This window comes from Pedobacter sp. CAN_A7 (genome assembly GCF_015752175.1).
In the GTDB taxonomy this organism is placed as follows: Bacteria; Bacteroidota; Bacteroidia; order Sphingobacteriales; family Sphingobacteriaceae; genus Pedobacter.
Genome location: NZ_JADOUW010000004.1, coordinates 39504 through 57281, shown reverse-complemented (window position 1 = coordinate 57281; position 17778 = coordinate 39504). Strand labels below are relative to the sequence as shown.

Genomic DNA, 17778 nt, shown 5'->3' with positions numbered 1-17778 from the left:
ATTGTTTTTCACAGGTTGTAATCTACTATTAAAGAATCTTTATTGTCACAAATTGTTTTGCTTGTGTAATTATTATAGAGGCAGTTTGCTTAAAGTTACGAAAATGAGGTACTTTTACCCTAATCCCTAAATATGCCTATTCAAAATGAAGCCCAAGAAGATATTAGTCTGGTTTAGAAATGATCTCCGTCTGCATGATAACGAAATGTTGGTGGAAGCTATTGCTAAGTCTAACGAAATTTTACCGGTTTATATTTTCGACCCACGCACCTTTCAGCTTTCCGTGGAGCCCCCTGTTTTTAAATCAGGGAACATCCGGACCAGGTTCCTGCAGGAGAGTGTAGCAGCGTTGCGTGAATCATTTCAGCAATTGGGTGGCAATTTACTCGTGTTAAACGGTCATCCCGAAGACATTCTGCCTGACTTAGTGGAGCAATATGATATCGCAGAGGTCTATCATCACCGCGAAGTGGCCTCAGCTGAAACGATTGTTTCTGCAGATGTAGAGGATCGCTTATGGAAAATTCAGGTTAATCTTCGTCATTTCATTGGACATACCTTATATAACAAAGAGGATTTACCTTTTCCCATTAAAGATATACCCGATGTTTTTGCTCAGTTTAAGAAAAAAACTGAACGCGATGCTATAGTAAAGGCTTGTTTTTTGTCCCCTGAAGTTATCAATTTCACTGAAGTAGACGATTGGGGATTGATACCTGATTTACAGACCTTGCTGCAGGTTGATGCTTTGGTGGAACCAATACAGCATGAATTAATTGGTGGAGAACAGGCGGGTTTACAACACCTCAGTGAATTACTAGCTCCAGGCGCTGCCATATACCTAAAAATAGCAAAAACTGGTGCGGGGAAAGCTGGGTTTTCTTCCCGTTTATCACCATGGTTGGCGGTGGGTTGTTTATCGCCAAGGATGGTCTACTGGATGGTCAAAGATGCCGAAGAGGAACATGGTGGACATGCAAATTTCAATCAAATCATTTTAGGTTTACTTTGGCGCGATTACTTTAGGTTTATGCTTAAAAAACATGGCTTTACATTTTTTGAAGAATTAGCCGAGCAACCGGCGCAGGTGTTAACTCAAGCAGAGGAAAATAGCTTACTGGAGCAATGGAAGTCGGGTGCAACAGGCCATGGGTTGGTTGATGACTATATGCAGCAATTGAATGAAACTGGTTTTGTAACCAATACCGGCAGGGTATTATTAGCCACCTACCTAATTTATGTCTTAAAAGTGAATTGGATGAAGGGGGCAGCGTATTTTGAAGAAAAATCAATAGATTACGCCCCTGCAAATAATTGGTGCAACTGGGCTATTGTAGCCGGCGGAGGAAAGGCTGGCCATGCATCAAAAAGCACATTTAATTTAGACAAGCAATTAAAAATGCTTGATATTAATGTTTCTATATAAACGTGGTCATTGTCTTATGGGCAATTATTGTATTTTAAACCAATTAGTTTAAGTTTTGTTATCATACTGTGAAAAGATTTTCAATTAGTGATATAGAGTCATTTACTGGCATAAAGGCGCACACTTTAAGGGCTTGGGAAAAAAGATTTAATTTGGTGCCGCCAAAACGGACGTCGACAAACATTCGCTTTTATGATGAGCAGGACTTGAAAATGCTGTTGAATATTGTCACCTTAAATGAAAATGGCTATAAAATAAGTAAGATAGCCAGCTTAAGTTCAGAGCAAATTAACCACTTGGTTGCCCAAATGAAAGCCGACTGGAATAATGATGCCGTTCAGGTGCTTAATCTTTCTGAAGCGACGCTTCGTTATGATGAAGAAACTTTTTCAAAAATATTATCGGGATGTATCAAGGAGATGGGTTTGGTAAAAACCATGGACATTGTATTGTTCCCTTTTATGAAAAGGGTGGGTATGTTGTGGCAAACCAGCACACTGGATCCTGCACATGAGCATTTCGCAGGTAACCTGATTCGGGATCAGCTCATTATTGCCATTGCTAAGGTGAAAAAGCCGATTAAGAAAAGCCCTAAACGTTTCCTTTTATTCCTTCCCGAAGCAGAGACTCATGAAATTGGATTGCTTTTTGCAAGGTACTTGTTGAAGAGATGCGGGCATGATGCCCTGTATATTGGTCAGGATATTCCATATAGCGATATTAATAAAGTTATCGATGCTTTTAAACCCGACTATGCGTTTATGGTGCTTACTTCTTTAAATTTAGGAAAGGACGTAAACAAGATAATTGGTAAAGTAATGGGCAATTTAGGAGTTCCACTGTTGGTTGCCGGCAGTTTAATTTCTGAATTTGACATTGTTATGAACGAGCGGTTGATACCCCTAAAAAATGTTTGTGATATGGTCGACTTTCTCGAAGAAATATAAAGAATTTTGCCTGTTTTATAAGGTAAAATCCTAATTTTACCGTACTTATAGAATTTCAAAAACATAATGGATAATTTATCTTATCTCAGCGGCGAAAATGCTGAATACATTGATTCCTTATACAAAGCTTATAAAGAAGACCCCGATGCTGTAGAATTTGGATGGCAGAAATTTTTTGAAGGATTTGACTTCGGAAGGAGTTCTTCAGATGGTTCAGTAGCTACTCAGGCGCCTGAGCACTTTTTCAAAGAGGTTAATGTACTAAATCTTATTAATGGCTACCGCAACCGGGGCCATCTGTTTACCAAAACTAATCCTGTTCGTGAAAGACGAAAACACTTGCCTACCTTATCCCTGGAGAATTTCGGTTTAAGTGATGCAGATTTAAATACAGTTTTTAATTCAGGTGTAGAAATAGGCATTGGTGCAGCTAAATTGAGCGATATTGTTGCTTTTCTAGAACAAACCTATTGCGGCTCTATTGGTGCACAGTATAAGTATGTTCGTACCCCAGAAGTTCTTACCTGGATTGAAGATAAAATGGAAAGCACCCGTAATACGGCGAAGTTTTCTATTGATGAGAAAAGAAGGATTTTAAAGAAGTTGAATGAAGCTGTGAGCTTTGAAAACTTCTTAGGGACTAAATTTCTTGGACAGAAACGTTTTTCATTGGAAGGTGCAGAAGCATTAATTCCTGCATTGGATTCAGTGATTGAAAAAGGTGCCGACTTAGGAATCGAAGAGTTTGTGATTGGTATGGCACACCGTGGACGTTTAAACGTTCTTGCCAATATCATGCAGAAGACCTATAAAGATATTTTTGCTGAATTTGAAGGTAAGGGCTATAGCGCTACTTCTCCGTTTGGTGGGGATGTAAAATACCATTTGGGTTATTCTACTGACGTGACGACAAACGCGGGTAAAGAAGTTCACTTAAGTCTTTGTCCTAACCCTTCACACCTGGAAACCGTTAATGGTGTGGTAGAAGGATTGACACGTTCTAAAATTGATTTTAAATACGGTGGCGACAATGCGCGCATTGCACCGATCTTAATACATGGTGACGCTTCAGTTGCTGGTCAGGGTATCGTTTATGAAGTAATTCAGATGGCTGGTTTGGATGGTTATAAAACCGGGGGTACTATTCACCTGGTGATTAACAATCAAATTGGTTTTACCACCAATTACAAAGATGCACGTACCAGTACCTATTGTACAGACATTGCTAAAGTTACCTTGTCGCCAGTATTCCATGTGAATGGTGATGATGTGGAAGCTTTAGTTTATGCCATTAACCTGGCTATGGAATACCGCCAGCGGTACAAAAACGATGTCTTTATTGATATTTTATGTTACCGCAGGTTTGGGCACAATGAGGCAGATGAGCCTAAATTTACCCAGCCACTTTTATACAAAGCGATTGAGCAGCATGCTAATCCCCGTGATATTTATATTAAGCAATTAATTGGAGAAGGCTCACTGGAAGCAAGCATGGCAAAAGAAATGGAAAAAGAATTCCGTGGTATTTTGCAGCAACGTTTAAATGAAGCCAAAGAATTAGTGTCTACTTATCAGGATGTTAAATTTGGTGGTGCATGGGCAGATATGCGTATTGCATCTGCAAAAGACTTTGACAAGTCGCCAGACACTGCTGTAGATAAAGAGACTTTATTGTCTATTGCCAACAAAATAAGCACTTTACCTGGGGACAAAAAGTTCTTCAAGAAAATTGAAAAGCTCTTTGATGAGCGTAATAAAATGGCTACGGCTACCCACATATTCGATTGGGCAATGGGTGAGCAACTTGCTTATGGTACATTATTGGCCGAAGGTAAAAGAGTTCGACTAAGCGGTCAGGATGTAGAACGTGGAACTTTCTCTCACCGTCATGCGGTGTTAACGCTGGAAGATCAGGAGGAGGAATATATTCCATTAGCACACTTGTCACCAGAACAGGGGCCATTTGATATTTACAATTCCCACTTATCTGAATATGGTGTTCTAGGATTTGAATATGGTTATGCCATGGCTAATCCAAATGCATTGACGATCTGGGAAGCACAATTTGGCGACTTCTTTAATGGGGCTCAGATTGTAGTGGATCAGTATATTGCAAGTGCAGAAACGAAATGGCAGCGTGAAAATGGGTTAGTGATGCTGTTACCTCATGGCTACGAAGGCCAGGGGCCGGAGCACTCTTCAGCCAGAATTGAACGTTTTATGGAGTTGTGTGCAGACCATAACATGCAAGTGATTAATTGTTCAACTCCAGCAAACTTTTTCCATGCTTTACGCAGACAGTTTGCACGTGATTTCAGAAAACCTTTAGTGGTATTTACGCCGAAAAGTTTATTGCGTAACCCGGCATGTGTATCTAAATTAGAAGAATTTACAGAAGGTAGATTCCAGGAAGTTATTGCAGATCCAAATATTGCGGCAACTGACGTCAACCGGGTTCTTTTTTGCAGTGGTAAAATCTATTATGAGTTGTTGGAGAAACAACGTAATGATCAGATCAAAAATGTTGCGATTATTCGTTTAGAACAACTTTATCCTTTACCGCTTCAGCAAATGGAAGCTGTTTATGCAAGTTACCAAAATGCTAAAGAGGCGCTTTGGGTACAGGAAGAGCCTGAGAACATGGGTGCCTGGCCATATCTGGTGCGTAAGTTAAGAAAAACTAGCTTTAGTGCTATCGAAGTGATTTCCAGAAAAGAAAGCAGCAGTACCGCTTCGGGCTTTGCCAAACAACATGCCGATCAGCAAGCTTACATTTTAGCTAAAGCATTTGAAATGCCTGTAACGGAAAAAGAACAGAAAATTGCCAAGAAATCGGTAAGTAAAATATACAACGTAGATTAAAATAATACATCAGTTATGAGTATAGAAATAAAAGTTCCGCCAGTAGGAGAGTCAATTACTGAAGTTGTTTTATCCAGCTGGATAAAGAATGATGGTGACGCAGTTGAAATGGATGAAGTTATTGCTGAATTAGAGTCAGATAAAGCGACATTTGAATTAACTGCTGAACAAGCGGGAACTTTAAGAACAGTGGCCCAGGAAGGTGATACCCTTGCTATTGGCGCTGTAGTATGTAAAATTGAAGATGGTGGCGCAGCACCTGCGGCACCGGCAGAAAAAGAAGAAAAAGCTGTTGTTGCAGAAGAGAAAGCGGTCTCTCCGGTAGCTGAAAAAACTGGCGACAGTTATGCTACGGGTACACCTTCGCCTTCGGCTGGAAAGATCCTTGCGGAGAAAGGTGTAGCGCCTGCCGACGTTAAAGGTTCTGGTGTAGACGGAAGAATTACTAAAGAAGATGCTTTAAACGCTGAAAAAGCTCAGCCTAAAGCTGCTGCTAAACCAGCACCAGCATCGGCTCCGGCCGCTGCTCCAGTTGTTGCAGGTTCTAGAAATGAGCGCAGACAAAAAATGACGCCATTGCGTAAAACTGTTGCTAAACGTTTAGTAGCGGTAAAAAGTGAAACGGCCATGTTAACTACTTTTAACGAAGTGGACATGAAGCCGATCATGGACTTACGTGGTAAATACAAAGATAAGTTCAAAGAAAAATATGGTGTAGGTTTAGGCTTTATGAGCTTCTTTACCAAAGCAGTTTGTGAGGCTTTAAAAGACTTCCCTTCTGTAAATGCACGTATTGACGGTGAAGAAATTGTGTATAACGATTTCGTTGACGTATCCATTGCGGTGTCTGCACCAAAAGGATTAGTTGTTCCGATTATCCGTAATGCAGAAAGCAAAAGTCTTGCTGAAATAGAGAAAAGTGTTGTAGAACTAGCTACTAAAGCCCGCGACAACAAGTTGTCTTTAGAGGAAATGACAGGTGGAACTTTTACCATTACCAATGGTGGTGTTTTTGGTTCAATGATGTCAACGCCAATCATTAATTCTCCACAGTCGGCAATCTTAGGGATGCACAATATTATTGAGCGCCCAATTGCAATTAAAGGAGAAGTGGTTGTTCGTCCAATGATGTATTTAGCTTTATCATATGATCACCGTATCATTGATGGAAGAGAATCTGTAGGTTTTCTGGTAAGGGTTAAACAATTGTTAGAAGATCCAGCTCGTTTATTGTTAGGCGTTTAATCCTAATAACGGTATAAATAAAAAAACGGCCTTTCCAATTGGAAAGGCCGTTTTTTTATTTAGCTTTTTCTGACGCCACCAGAGCCTGAAACTGTTTTTTCAACCTGTGGGTCTCCCGTATAATGAACATTTCCGGAGCCTGATACTACGGCATTTAACTTCTTGTGGGCGGAAATGTAAATTGATCCGGAGCCACTAACAGTTGTGGATGCTGTTTCTGCCCGCAAGTCTGTTCCTCTGAAGTTGCCAGAGCCACCAACAGTAATGTTGGCATCATTGGCCCTGCCCTGAATATTTACGTTGCCAGAGCCACTAACTACCGCTGATAATGATTTAACATTTGCGGATGCCCGGATGATCCCTGATCCGCTAACGGTAGCAGCAAGTTCCGTTGAATTAATCTGGCCTTGCACATCTATACTTCCAGAACCACTCATGGTTAAGGAGGTTAACTTTTTGGCCGTAATGTAAGCCGTAATGCGGCTGTTTCTGAACTTCTTGTTCCACTCTCCCCATTTATTTTTGGTTCTGATGATTAAGACACCACCTTTAACTTCAGTAATCAGTTCGTTAATGGCTTCCTGGTCACCTTCGAAACGAAGGCTCTCCTTATTGCCGATCTGAATAATGGTTTTAATAGAACCACTAATTGCGACGCCATCGAAGTTGCTAACGGCCCGCTCCTGGGCAAAGGTTGTATTCGCTGATACCACACAAACCAGTAGTACCAGGATTAAGATTTTAATACAATGTTTCATAAAATTATTTTATAAGGTTAGGTTATCTATAAGACCCAACTATTTGCATTTAGTTGCACGCCCGACCTAAAAATTATAAAATATTTTTTATTAATACATAGAAGTTTGGATCAGCATTAAATTCGCTGGGAGGTAATGAACGATCAATACTAGTGGTTTTCCACTTTTCAGTAGGAGAGATGAAGCTGTATTTACCTTTTGTCAGCGTGACTTTCAGCGGCATTTTAAATCCCTTAACGCTGTTCGCCCAGCGGTAACTTAACTTACCCTGGTTAATTTTATATTCCAGCACCGGTATCTCCGTATGACGTAAATATTGGTCAAATACCTTATCCAGTTTCAGTCCGCTCTGCTTACCGATATATTGCTCTACTTGTTCCGTGGTGACCGTTTGGTGGTAAAAAGTTTTATTCATGCCCCTTAATAAGGTCCTGAACTTATCGTCATTATTGATTAGCTGTCTTATCGTATGGATCATGTTTGCGCCCTTATAGTACATGTCGCCGGATCCTTCTTTATTAACTCCATAATGACCAATAATTGGCACATCATTGAGAATCTTCTTCCTGACCCCAATTACATATTCTTCGCCAGCAGCCTTGCCACTTTGGCTTTCCACAAACAGCGCTTCCGAATAATTAGTGAAACTTTCATGGATCCACATGTCGGCAATATCTTTGGCGGTGATGTTATTGCCAAACCACTCATGACCACTTTCGTGAATGGTAATGAAGTCGAAATTCATACCCCAGCCAGAGCCAGATAAATCAGTGCCGGCGTAACCTTTTTTGAACTTGTTGCCATAAGCCACTGCGCTTTGGTGCTCCATGCCTAAGTGTGGGGCATGTACCAGTTTGTAGCCATCTTTGTAGAATGCGTAAGGACCAAACCAATGCTCAAAACTCTTTAACATGGGTTTTACATCTGCATCCCAATGTGGTCTGGCTTTAGCGCTATCAGCTTTTAATGCCCAGTAATCCAGGGCTAATTTGCCGTTTTCACCATCAAATTCATCTGTCCAATGGGCGTAGTCGCCAATATAAAAGGTAATGTTATAATTGTTAATCGGGTTACCTACAAACCAGTTAAACTGCGTGTAGCCATCGGCCTGTTCCACTACACTGCGTAAGCGGCCGTTAGACACTTCCTTTAAACCCTTTGGAACACTCATGCTGATGAATACACTGTCCACCTCATCACTCTGGTGATCTTTATTAGGCCACCAGCTGCTGGCACCCAATCCCTGGCAGGCCACAGTTACCCATGGTTTACCTGCACTGTCTTTTGCGAAAACAAAACCACCATCCCAGGGTGCTTTTTTAGCAACAATCGGGTTCCCGGAATAATGAACAGTAAATTTATCTTTTGCCCCTTTTTTAATGGTCTGTGGGAAAGTCACAAAAACGGCATTAAATTCTCTTGTAAATGCAAGCGGCTCCCCATTGTAAATCACCTTTTCTATTTTCAGGTTTTCAAACAAGTCAAACTGCAGTTTCTTGAAATCCTGCACAGCCGTAAAAGCAAACTCATTGCTTCCGGAGATAAAACGCTGGTCAATATCAACTTTCACGCTCAGGTGGTAATAATTGATATCGTAACAAGTACGCAGGGGTGTTAGCGTGCCCCTTAAGGTATCGGCACGGGAGAACTTTTCCGGTTTTGGCTGCATCAATTGAGCAGTAGCCGAAAGGGTGAAAAGGAGTAGCACAGGGAGCGCAAGTAGTAATCTTTTGAAGGACATGTTATGGTTTTAAAATGGTCACGACCAAGCCTGTTGCATGGCTTGTATCATGGTGAATACGGTGTGTTGCTTTCTGGAAATCCTGGTTGTCGGCAGTATAGATATCCATAAATTTTTGTGGGTTGCGGTCGGCCAAAGGGAACCAGGAGTTTTGCACTTGTACCATGATCCGATGGCCTTTTTTAAAAGTATGGCCAACATCAGGGAGTTCATAGTTAACCTGTGTTACTTGCCCGGGTACAAAAGCTTCGGGTTTCTCGAAACTATTCCTGAATTTACCGCGCATGATTTCTCCGCGAACGAGCATCTGGTAACCACCCATCATTACCGATGTGGAAAGGGTAGAAGTGGCATCTTCCGGATAAACATCAATGAGTTTAACCACGTAATCGGCGTCAGTGCCTGTGGTGCTTACAAATAAATCAGCAGTCAGTGGACCGGTAAGGGTAATGTCTTCAGTTAATACTTCGGTTTGGTAAACTTTTACATCTGGTCTGCGGGCGGCAAAGCGCTGGTCATCGACCATATATTCCCGCGTTCTGCGCTCTTGTACGCCATCCTGATAAGGAACCGGTGCATTAGGATCACTTTCATATTCATCGAAGCTGGTGGCTACTGTAGGTTTGTTAAAACTTAACCCGCCATTAGGCTGGAAATACAAAGTTTTCTTTTCTGTGTCTGCAGGAGGCCAGGTGTCGAAGTTTTTCCATTGGTTGCTTCCTGTTAAAAAGATCGTCGCTTCAGCCAGTTGATGTTTTGGGCCGTCTTTTAGGTAATGCATAAAAAAAGGATATTCTATTTTTTCCTGGTAATGTGCACTGGTCGGATGTTCAAAGTTGATATCACCAAAGCTGTCTCCGGTACTTCTTACCCAGCCGCCATGAAACCAGGGGCCTACCACCAGGTTGTTGTTGGCCTTTGGATTTTGCTTTTCTATGGCCTCATAGGTTTTGAATGTTCCGTAGGTATCTTCGGCATCAAAAAAGCCTCCAACCACCAGTACGGCTGGTTTAACATCTTTTAGGTGTGTCCTGATGTTCCTGGCTTTCCAGAAATCATCGTACGTACCATGCGCCATCAAATCATTCCAAAACTTTATACTGTCGCCGAAATATTTAGCATTCACATTTTTCAAAGCGCCAACACTAAGAAAGAAACGGTAATTATCCTTAATAGGGAGTGGTAAAGGTTTCGGACCCCGGTCTGGAGTAATAGGTTTAGGGCGTGGCACGCCAAAGGAAGAGTAGAAATTAAAGGCATCGGCCAGCATCAGGGCACCATTATGGTGGAAATCGTCGCCTATAAACCAATCCGTTACAGGTGCTTGTGGTGATACCGCTTTTAGGGCAGGATGTGCGCCAGGTAAGGAAGTGGTGGAATAGAAGCCAGGATAGGAGATGCCATAAATACCGACCTTACCATTGTTATTGCCAACGTTTTTAATTAGCCAATCGATGGTATCGTAGGTATCGGTGCTTTCATCAATGTCTTTCTTTCCCTTTTTTCCGGTAAGCTGAGGTCGTACGTCTACAAATTCCCCTTCACTCATCCATTTACCCCTTACGTCCTGGTAAACATAAATGAAACCTTCTTTTAATAGTGCAGAAGAGGGGCCAAGGGTAGTTTTAAACTTATCCTCACCGTAGGGCGATACAGTATAGGGTGTTCTGTTCAAAAGAATAGGATATTTTTTAGCCTTTTCTTTTGGGATGTAAATTGCTGTAAACAATTTAACCCCATCTCGCATGGGAATTGTTCTTTCTATTTTCGTGAAGTTTTGCCTGATATAGGCGGAGTCAGTTTGTTGTGCAAAGGCAGAAAGTCCAAAGAACAACGTGATGACCTGTAAAAATAAGGCCTTTAATAGCGTCATAAGTTTGAGGGTTTGATAGGCTAAACCTACAAAAAATAGGTCTTAAAGCATATTGTCCAAGGTAAAAATATTGGAACATTGAAAATCCTTGTACCTTTAGAAAATAATTGCAAACAGCGGCGCATGGCAGATAAGCGACTTTTATCTATAGTTAAATTTGGAATAACCGGTATGTCTGGTATGGTCATCGATTTTTCGTTAACCTGGTTATTTAAGGATGTGTTACACGTAAATAAGTTTCTGGCTAATGCCATTGGTTTCAGCGCTGCGGTCATGAGCAACTATTTCATTAACAGGATTTGGACCTTTCAGAACAAAGCTAAGATCAGCAAGCAACTGGCCGCTTTTATTACGGTATCCATTATTGGTTTGTTGCTCAACTCGATGGTGGTTTATGTATTTAACAACCTGTTGTTGCTTAATTTTTACCTGAGTAAAATTATAGCTGTAGGTTTAGTTTTCCTTTGGAATTTCAGTGCCAATTATTTTTATGTGTTTAAATCTACTAAAGAACAAAATACTGCCGACTTATGATGGATGATTCGCAGACCGCATTAAGGTTTAAATGGCTATATGCATTTATCGGACTCGCAGTGCTGGTTAATTTCAGCGGATTATGGGTTACCATTATTGGTCCTGATGGTGCTTTGTATGCCTCCATTGCCAAAACCATGGCGATAAACAATAACTTCTCTGATCTTTATGTGGAGGGTAAAGACTGGCTAGACAAACCACATTTCCCTTTCTGGCTTGCTGCCATCTCCTTTAAAATCTTTGGCATCAGCACCTGGGCTTATAAATTGCCTGCAGTTTTAATGGTCATGGTAGGAGCTGTTTATACGTACCTCTTCGCCAAATCGCTTTATAATAAAGAAACGGGCCTTTGGGCGGTGTTAATTTTACTAACCGCAGAACACCTGATTATTTCCAATACAGATGTGCGTGCAGAACCTTACCTCACGGGTTTGATCATTGCCAGCGTCTATCATTTTTATAAAGCACTTGGGCACAAATGGTTCTGGCCATTGGTGTTCGGCTCTGTATTTGCCTCCTGTGCCGTGATGACTAAAGGCATTTTCGCCCTTATCCCTGTATTTGGTGCCATTGCAGGCCATTTAATCATCACCAAACAATGGTCATTACTATTTAACTACCGCTGGTTAATTGCCGCCGCGCTGGTACTTTTGTTCATGCTGCCCGAATTGTGGTCTTTATATCAGCAATTTGATGCCCATCCGGAGAAAGTGATCTTTGGCCGAACTGGTGTTTCAGGCCTGCAGTTTTTCTTTTGGGATAGCCAGTTTGGTCGTTTCTTCAATACCGGGCCTATCAAAAAAGCCAGTGGTGATCCGTTTTTCTTCCTTCATACCACCTTATGGGCATTCCTTCCCTGGTGTATCTTGTTTTATGTAGCGGTCGTGAAATTTGTTCGTCAGCATTTCCGTAAACCACAGGCTGCACATTGGTACAACTTGGGTGGCGCGGCTTTAACTTTTATCATCTTTTCTGCATCTAAATTTCAACTGCCACACTACATTACCATTATATTTCCTTTTTTTGCCATCCTAACCGCGCAGTACATTTATACCTTACAGCGTGCAGGAAGTAGCAAGGCTATCCAGGTTACTCAGCTGCTGATCATTTGTTTAATGATGGTGGCCATTGGCGCCCTGAACTTTTATTTCCAGCCAGAGGGGGTCTCGTTGAGCACCATCGTTCTCCTTATTTTAGCTGTCGTTTTAATCGTGATCACTACCTTAAGCAGACATCAAGGGAGCTATAAAATCTATTTCCAGTCGGCAGCCGTAGTACTTTTTGTTAACCTCTATTTTAACCTGGTCTATTATCCCCAGTTGACCACCTACCAGGCCGATAGCGAAGCTGCCTTTTACCTGAATACACATAACCCTGAGAAACTGCCGGTGGTGAAGGTGATTAATGGTTACAGTTATGCCATCGACTTTTATAGTCATGAACCCTTAATCTATTACCGCATAGGGCAGGATAATGAGCTTCCAGAGAGGCCTTTTCTGTTGTTTGGCGAAAGTGAGGCTATCAGCCAGCTTGCTGCAACGGGCTTACATGGAGCGGTTGTAAAAACCTTTAAAAGGTATCCGATTACTAGGGTAAAAGGGGCTTTTCTCCATCACCAAACCCGCGAACAAACCTTAGGTTCCTCGCAGCTTATACTTATAAAATAAGAATATATTCTTAACTTTGTTTACACAAAAATTTTATTTATGCAATACGATGTAGTTGTTATTGGTTCTGGTCCCGGCGGATATGTTAGTGCAATCAGATGCGCTCAACTTGGTTTAAAAACCGCAGTAATAGAGAAATATAAAACTTTTGGTGGTACCTGCCTTAATGTAGGATGTATTCCATCAAAGGCATTGTTAGATTCTTCAGAGCATTATCACAATGCTGCACATACCTTTAGTACGCACGGTATTGAGTTGAAAGACCTGCAAGTGAACATGCCACAAATGATTGCCCGTAAAAACGATGTAGTCGCACAAAATACAGCAGGCATACAATACCTGTTCAAGAAAAATAAAGTTGATACTTTCCAAGGTGTAGGCTCATTTATTGATAAAAATACCGTTAAAATCACTAAAGATGATGGTACTACGGAGCAGGTGACGGCAAAAAATGTCATTATTGCCTCAGGTTCAAAACCAACTGCGCTTCCATTTTTACCTATCGATAAAAAACGAATTATAACTTCTACGGAGACTTTAAACTTAGCAGAAGTTCCTAAAACTATGATTGTTATTGGTGGTGGGGTAATTGGATTAGAGTTAGGATCGGTATATGCCCGTTTGGGAACTAAAGTATCAGTTGTAGAATTCTTACCGTCTATTATTGCGACCATGGATGCTGGTCTTGGAAAAGAACTACAACGGGTGTTAAAGAAATCTTTAGGCATGGAATTTTATACCAAGCATAAAGTTACCGGCGCTACTGTAGCTGGTGAAACCGTTACCGTTACTGCAGAAAATGCAAAAGGCGAAGAGGTAAAATTGGAAGCAGACTATTGCATTGTTGCTGTAGGCCGTACTGCATATACTGCTGGACTAGGTTTAGAGAACATCGGTATTAAAACCGAAGACCGTGGCAATAAAATCCCGGTTAATGAACACTTAGAAACTTCAGTTGAAGGTGTTTATGCAATTGGTGATGTGGTAACCGGCGCTATGCTTGCTCACAAAGCTGAGGATGAAGGTGTTTATGTTGCAGAGACTATAGCCGGACAAAAACCACATATTAACTATAACCTGATTCCTGGTGTAGTTTATACCTGGCCTGAAGTTGCTTCAGTAGGTGCTACTGAAGAGCAGCTAAAAGAAAAAGGGACCAAATATAAAGCAGGATCTTTCCCTTTCAAAGCCAGTGGACGTGCTAAAGCCAGCATGGATACAGACGGTTTTGTAAAAGTACTTGCTGATGCCACTACAGATGAGATTTTAGGCGTGCATATGATTGGTCCGCGTGCGGCTGACATGATTGCTGAAGCAGTGGTAGCCATGGAGTTCCGTGCTTCGGCCGAAGACATCGCAAGAATTTGCCATGCACACCCAACGTATACAGAAGCCTTCAAAGAAGCAGCAATGGCTGCTACGGAGAATAGAGCAATACACATTTAATACAAATTCCAATATTAATAAAAAGGCCCCTGAATCATTTGATCCAGGGGCCTTTCTGTTTTGAGACGAAACTTAAATTGTTGCTTCGTCTAATTCGTATTCTTTTACTTCTTTATGTTGGTAAGGTTCTACCATTAACTCGTCAACAGACTTCCCTTTTTTGTTGAAACCGAAACGGTCAAGGATTCTATCGAAAACCAGGTACATTACCGGAACAATAATCAACGTCAGGAATAGGGAACTGGTTAAACCACCCACAATTACCCAGGCTAATCCATTTTTCCATTCTGCACCGGCACCGCTGGCTAATGCAATAGGTAACATACCGATAACCATGGCCAGGGTTGTCATCAAAATAGGACGCAAACGGGCATGATTAGCTAAAATCAAAGCTTCTCTGGTTTCGCGACCTTCTGCTTTCATCTGGTTGGTAAAATCGACCAGGATAATTGCATTCTTAGCCACCAAACCAATCAACATGATCAAACCAAGGATGGTAAATATACCCAGGGAATTATTAGTTAAAGCCAAAGCAAGTAAGGCTCCAATAACGGATAATGGTATGGAGAACATCACCACAAATGGGTAAACGAAACTATCGTAAAGGGCCACCATAATCAGGTAAACCAAAATAATAGACGCTAATAAGGCAATACCCAGGGTACCAAAACCTTCACTTTGGTTTTCTTCATCACCACCCCATAAATAACTCACACCTACTGGTTTGACTAATTTTTTGTCGGCTTCTAATTGTTCTAACTTAGACCTGAATTCTGCAACAATGGTACCCGTAGGGCGACCAATGGATTGGGATTTAACAGATACAGATGTACTTTTGTCACGTCTTTCCAGCTGACTAGGGCCAGATCCTTCAATGATGTTTGCAAATTGTGAAAGCTTCACCTGCTGACCTGCGTCGTTGATAAAGATCAAATTCCGCACATCTTCACTGCTCTGTCTATTGAAAGCCTGGTATTGGATATTAATATCGTACTCATACTCTCCTTTACGGAATTTACCATCCGTGTTGCCACTAAAAGCAGTTTGCATGGTTCCACCCACCGTTTGTAATGATAAACCCAGGGCAGCCATTTTATCGCGGTCTACCTGTACATTAATCTCCGGACTACCTTCTTCAACTGATAGTTTAACCTCAGCAGATCCGTCAATATCCTGGAGTACTGTCATTGCTGCTTTAGCATATTTCATGGCACTGTCTAAGTCAGACCCCATGACCACCAATTCAATTGGTGCATTTTCGGCAATACCTAAAATACTAATCGGTACTGTTTTTACTTTTACACCTGGCAGTTGTTTTGCTAATTCGCGGCTAATTTTTGTGGCGTAGATGTTAGAAGCATCTTCGCGGTCTTTACGATCAACCAACTTGACGTTGATTTCCGATTTATAAGCTGTTGCCTGTGTTCCTCCAAAGTCGCCACTGGCTTGTCCAACAGTAGTAATCATTTGCGTGATTTCTGGCTTTTTAGTTAAAAAAGCTTCTGCTTGTTGGGTAACCTTATTGGTTTGTTCTACCGAAGCATCCTTTGGAAGTTCTAATTGTACAAGGAACTCCCCTTTATCACTTTTAGGGAAAAACTCTGTACCAATGTATCCACCACCTACTAAACCGCAAGAGCTGATTAACAACAAGAATGTTCCACCAATGGTGATGGCTTTGTGATCTAAAGACCAGTTTAAGATACCCGTAATCCAAACGGTGAATTTATGGAGTTGTTTTTCGAACCATAGGATGAAACGGCCGAAAGCATTTTTACCTTCAATTTTCTCCAGTTTACCAAAACGTGACGACAATAGCGGTACGATGGTAAAGGAGGTGAGTAAGGATAGGAGCGTAGCTATAATGACCACTACACAGAACTGACGTAGGATGTTAGACACCAATCCAGAGCTGATCGCAATCGGGAAGAACACCACCACAATAACCAGGGTAATGGAAACAACCGTAAAACCAATCTCTTTAGTGGCATCAAAAGCAGCACGCACTTTGTTCTTGCCCATCTCCATGTGGCGGTAAATGTTTTCCAATACCACAATGGCATCATCCACTAAAATACCTACCACTAAGGATAGCCCTAACAGCGACATCAGGTTAAGGGTATAACCTAACATATCAATACCGATAAAAGTAGCAATCAGGGAGGCAGGAATAGACACCATCACGATCACCGCGTTCCTGATACTATGCAGGAAAAACAACATCACGAAGGCTACCAATATAATCGCCAGGATTAAATCGTGGATAACTGCATCAGCAGATTCCAACGTGAAAATAGAACTGTCGTTAACAATGTCAATTTTCAGGTTATTCGCTTTATAATCATTTTGCAGGGTTTCTACAATTTTGTGTACACCCTTACTTACTTCTACTGCATTCGCATCAGATTGTTTAATAATCTGTACGGCAATCGCACCTTTCTGGTCAATTCTTGCCAGTTTATCTACTTCTTTCTGGGTATCCTGTATATCAGCAATGTCAGAAAGACGTACCTGAGCACCGGCTTTACTCGTGCTCACTACCAGGTTACGTAACTCCTCAACATCTTTATACTTACCCGATAAACGGATTAAAATATCCTGGTCCTGTGTTTTCACACTACCTGTCGGGAAGTCAAGGTTAGATGATAAAATAGCTTGTTGAACCTGCAGAATAGATAAGCCATATCCTTGCATTTTGTTACCGTCCAAACCTACATAGATCTCACGTTCCTGTCCACCAACTAAATTTACCTGGGCAACACCACTAACACGCGAAACAATTGGGGCAATTCTTTTATCAATAAGGTCATAAAAGGTTGCGTCATCCATACTTGCCGAAGCCGACATGGTGATGACCGGAAGGTCATCAAGCGAGAACTTATTTAAGGAAGGAGTTTTCACCTCTTCCGGTAAGTCGGCAAGAATAGCATTCACTTTCCGTTGTGCCTCATTTAAGGAAAGATCCACATTAGCCTTATCGTTCAAGGTAATGGTCACCACAGATAAACTTTCATACGAAACTGCATTCAGTTTTTTAATGTTCTCCATGGATGACACGGCATCCTCTATCTTTTTGGTTACTGTATTTTCTACCTCATTTGGCGAAGCTCCCGGATAGATGGTCGATATAGAAACCACATTGTTAGAGAACTTCGGAAGAAGCTCATAACTCAGGGAGAAGTAACTTAATAAACCCAGCAAGGTGAGCGCCGTAAAAACAACGATAACCAGGGATGGGCGTTTAATAGATATTTCTGTTATTTTCATCAGAATAGTATT

At 41.4% G+C, this 17778-nt stretch carries 11 protein-coding genes; 7 read left to right on the top strand and 4 right to left on the bottom strand.

What is annotated here, in order from left to right; genetic code table 11:
- The first annotated feature begins 145 nt into the window (after positions 1 to 145).
- The 4 genes from IWX76_RS15040 (at position 146) to odhB (ending at position 6480) form a co-directional block, all read left to right on the top strand.
- Positions 146 to 1426: a DASH family cryptochrome gene (locus IWX76_RS15040; RefSeq protein WP_196860853.1), complete on the top strand. Its 1281-nt coding sequence runs from the start codon at positions 146 to 148 to the stop codon at positions 1424 to 1426.
- 68 nt (positions 1427 to 1494) lie between these two features.
- Positions 1495 to 2373, top strand: a complete 879-nt coding sequence (locus IWX76_RS15035) for a MerR family transcriptional regulator (protein WP_196860852.1) — start codon at positions 1495 to 1497, stop codon at positions 2371 to 2373.
- 66 nt (positions 2374 to 2439) lie between these two features.
- Positions 2440 to 5235: a 2-oxoglutarate dehydrogenase E1 component gene (locus IWX76_RS15030; protein ID WP_196860851.1), complete on the top strand. Its 2796-nt coding sequence runs from the start codon at positions 2440 to 2442 to the stop codon at positions 5233 to 5235.
- 15 nt (positions 5236 to 5250) lie between these two features.
- Entirely contained in the window at positions 5251 to 6480 is a 1230-nt protein-coding gene (gene odhB / locus IWX76_RS15025; protein ID WP_196860850.1) for a 2-oxoglutarate dehydrogenase complex dihydrolipoyllysine-residue succinyltransferase, read from the top strand.
- Positions 6481 to 6539: 59 nt separating this feature from the next.
- On the opposite strand, the gene IWX76_RS15020 is transcribed toward odhB, so the two are convergent.
- From IWX76_RS15020 to IWX76_RS15010, 3 genes are all read right to left on the bottom strand, one after another.
- Positions 6540 to 7238, bottom strand: coding sequence for a head GIN domain-containing protein (locus IWX76_RS15020; RefSeq protein WP_196860849.1), 699 nt, complete (start codon positions 7236 to 7238; stop codon positions 6540 to 6542).
- A gap of 73 nt (positions 7239 to 7311) precedes the next feature.
- Complete coding sequence (locus IWX76_RS15015; RefSeq protein ID WP_196860848.1) at positions 7312 to 8979, bottom strand: M1 family metallopeptidase; 1668 nt, start codon at positions 8977 to 8979, stop codon at positions 7312 to 7314.
- Position 8980: 1 nt separating this feature from the next.
- Entirely contained in the window at positions 8981 to 10852 is a 1872-nt protein-coding gene (locus IWX76_RS15010) for a CocE/NonD family hydrolase (protein WP_196860847.1), read from the bottom strand.
- Positions 10853 to 10975: 123 nt separating this feature from the next.
- Between IWX76_RS15010 and IWX76_RS15005 the strand changes: the two genes are divergently transcribed.
- The 3 genes from IWX76_RS15005 to lpdA are packed head-to-tail and all read left to right on the top strand — an operon-like array spanning position 10976 to position 14499.
- The gene (locus tag IWX76_RS15005) at positions 10976 to 11386 is read left to right on the top strand and encodes a GtrA family protein (protein ID WP_196860846.1); all 411 of its coding nucleotides are present in this window, start codon (positions 10976 to 10978) and stop codon (positions 11384 to 11386) included.
- Entirely contained in the window at positions 11383 to 13053 is a 1671-nt protein-coding gene (locus IWX76_RS15000; protein WP_334642030.1) for an ArnT family glycosyltransferase, read from the top strand. Before IWX76_RS15005 ends, IWX76_RS15000 begins: the two co-directional genes overlap by 4 nt.
- Before the next feature lie 39 nt (positions 13054 to 13092).
- Complete coding sequence (lpdA, locus tag IWX76_RS14995; protein ID WP_196860845.1) at positions 13093 to 14499, top strand: dihydrolipoyl dehydrogenase; 1407 nt, start codon at positions 13093 to 13095, stop codon at positions 14497 to 14499.
- Between the two features lie 72 nt (positions 14500 to 14571).
- Here lpdA and IWX76_RS14990 read toward each other — a convergent pair whose 3' ends face one another.
- On the bottom strand, positions 14572 to 17766 hold the full coding sequence (locus IWX76_RS14990; RefSeq protein ID WP_196860844.1) for an efflux RND transporter permease subunit: 3195 nt from the start codon (positions 17764 to 17766) through the stop codon (positions 14572 to 14574).
- Positions 17767 to 17778: the final 12 nt, after the last annotated feature.